This window comes from Alcanivorax sp. (assembly GCF_014762765.1).
Taxonomy (GTDB): Bacteria; Pseudomonadota; Gammaproteobacteria; order Pseudomonadales; family Alcanivoracaceae; genus Alcanivorax.
This window is the reverse complement of record NZ_JABURH010000155.1, coordinates 23,914-26,441: the sequence shown is the minus strand read 5'-3', so window position 1 is coordinate 26,441 and position 2,528 is coordinate 23,914. Positions and strand designations below refer to the sequence as shown.

Here is a 2,528-nt window from a genome sequence, read left to right as displayed (position 1 = left end):
AGGAAGGTGTAGCGGTCACCAACGATATTGCGCTCCAGATCCAGCAGATCGGCACGCAAATCCACCACATAGGTGGCGGTAACGCTGTAGCGGGTCAAGTCATGCTCGATGTAATGGCGCAGGCGCATGTAGTCTTCCGGGATAATCGCTGCGGCATCACGAACGGTGGACGGGCCCCAGAACGGCAGCACCAGGTAATTGCCTTCCGGAATCCCCCAGCGAGCGAACGTCAGGCCCAGGTCGGTGTTGTGCTTATCCAGGTCGACCTTGCTCGCCACATCGAACAGGCCGCCGATGCCCAAGGTGCTGTTGACCGTGAAACGGCCAAAGTTATGGCCGGCATGGCCCCACCGCCACTGCAGCACGCTGTTCAGACCACTGCGAAAATCGCGCAGATTCTCGAAGAAGCGGGTAACGGTGTCATCGAACCAGCCCGGGGTCGCCTTGCGATAGCCCTTGGCAGCGGGCTTGAGGGCGTACTTGTCTAAGGTTTCGTTGAAGGCAAAGATCTTCCGGTTGATATCTTCCCAGGGATCGTCGTCCTTTACCTCACTGCTCTGGGGGGCATCGAACGCCGTGGAGGCTTCACCCCAGTCTTCCTCTTCCGCCATAGCGGTACAGGAAACACTCAGCAATATGGTCAGCAGTAAATAACGCACGGTCACCCCGGTATGTCGTCGACGCTGCATTATAGCCAGCCCGTTGCGTCTCCGAACAGGGCCACGGGCGACACTACCCTGCTGGTTTGCGAATTTTACAGACAGATTGGGGAGAATGCCGTACCCGATGAGCGGTGCGCAGTTAGCAAGGTTTCAGGCTCGCGCCTATGAGGATGTCCCGCTGGTGCATTTGCAGCAGAATATCGCGGGCAAACGCCGCCAGTTTTTCCACATCCGCAAATTGCAGCTCTTCCGCCAGTTGACCGACCACCTGAAAGCCGGTGTTGTCCGGGTTCTCCTCGATCAATTGCAGCAACCGGGCGGTGGGTGCATTGATTTCCATAAAGCGCACCTGGTCCGCGCGATCCCGGTAGACCAGCAGCCAGAGAGGTTGCGACAGGGGCGTCTGGGGCTGAAATTCGACGCAGATTTCATGGACTGGATACTGGTAGCTGAGCACCACGTGCAAGGGGCTGAGCTGGGGAATGGCACGAAGCAGATCGCCTTCCGGGTGAAACCCGGTTGTCGGAAATTGCTCGGTGGAGGCATCCAGTACCAACTCCATCCACTCGTAGTGAGCCAGTTCCAGCAGGAAAGGCGGATCCCCCTCCTCCAGGCCCTGACCGGAAGCCAGGAAGGTGACAAATTCCTGGGGGATTTCCAGAAAATACGGGGTCTGACAGGCATGCTGATCAAAGAAGGTCCGAACCAGTCGTTGCCAACGCTGCGCATCCAGAATGGAATACAGCACAGGAAACCCCTGGGTGATAAAACCGTTTACGTTGTTAAAAAAAAGCGTTCGGTAAATATCCAGTCGACGTTCTTCGATATCGCCGGGGGCTGAATGGTTTTGCGGATTGCGTAGATGTGCCGCAAATCGCCGCTGCAGGGTTTGAAAATCGGCCTTGCTCATCCCAGTTTCCGTGTCGTTGACGGCTGCTGATGCTGATAACGGCCAATTTTGTGAAGCTCACTGAACAGCTCTTCATTGCCGGGGAAATTGAAATCCCGCTCCAACAAGGTGGGCAAGGTGCCAAACTCACGATAGGCATGCTCCAGCAATGCCCACACCGGATCAATCACCGCACTGCCGTGGGTATCGACTTTCAGATCTTCCGCCTCGTCAAAGTGGCCGGCGATATGCAAGTAGCAAATGCGCTCACCCGGTAACGCACTGATAAAATCACGGGGGTCATAACCGTGATTAATGCTGTTCACGTAGGCGTTGTTCACATCCAGCAACAACTCACAGTCCGCCTCTTCCAGTACCGCATTAACGAACTCGATTTCTGACATTTCCGCGCCGGGAGCAGCATAGTAACTCACGTGCTCGATGCCGATGGGCTGCTCAAGAAAATCTTGTACCTGGCGAACCCGATCTGCCACGTAATGTACTGCCTCTTCAGTAAAAGGAATCGGCATCAAATCGTAGAGGTGGCCGTGATCGCTACAGTAGCTCAGGTGTTCCGTATAACGGCGAATATTGTGTTCCTTCAGGAACCCTTTCACCGATTTCAATAATTCAAAATCCAGGGGCTCAGGCCCGCCCAGGGACAGGCTAAGGCCATGGGTCACAAAGGGGAACTGCTCCGTGAAAGCACGGAACTGCTTGGCCAGACGACCGCCCATAGGAATCCAGTTTTCCGGTGCCACTTCCATAAAATCAAAGGGCGCACTTTGCGGAGAGTCGAGGGTCGGAGAAAGCGGGCCCATCAGGGCCCGCCGAAGACCCAGGCCCACTCCGGACACTGGTGTCTCAGGTTTCATGCATTAGCTCCTGCCTTATTAGGCACCACCGCCGCATTTGCCTTCACCACACTTGCCTTCGCCTTTCTTGTCATCGCCACATTTGCCCTCGGCGCTTTTCTC

At 55.8% G+C, this 2,528-nt stretch carries 3 protein-coding genes; all 3 read right to left on the bottom strand.

Annotated features, from left to right (window positions below; genetic code table 11):
• The coding region (locus tag HUJ17_RS11375; protein WP_290510801.1) for a VacJ family lipoprotein at positions 1 to 689 on the bottom strand (689 nt) is incomplete at its 3' end.
• Between the two features lie 112 nt (positions 690 to 801).
• Positions 802 to 1,572: a putative DNA-binding domain-containing protein gene (locus tag HUJ17_RS11370; RefSeq protein WP_290510800.1), complete on the bottom strand. Its 771-nt coding sequence runs from the start codon at positions 1,570 to 1,572 to the stop codon at positions 802 to 804.
• Positions 1,569 to 2,426, bottom strand: a complete 858-nt coding sequence (locus HUJ17_RS11365; RefSeq protein WP_290510799.1) for a DUF692 domain-containing protein — start codon at positions 2,424 to 2,426, stop codon at positions 1,569 to 1,571. The genes HUJ17_RS11370 and HUJ17_RS11365 overlap by 4 nt, the downstream gene beginning before the upstream one ends.
• Positions 2,427 to 2,528 lie beyond the last annotated feature (102 nt).

Excerpts from the sequence above, each read along its gene's own strand:
- HUJ17_RS11365 (WP_290510799.1), bottom strand. The coding sequence starts at position 2,426 with ATGAAACCTGAGACACCAGTGTCCGGAGTGGGCCTGGGTCTTCGGCGG.
- HUJ17_RS11370 (WP_290510800.1), bottom strand. The coding sequence starts at position 1,572 with ATGAGCAAGGCCGATTTTCAAACCCTGCAGCGGCGATTTGCGGCACAT.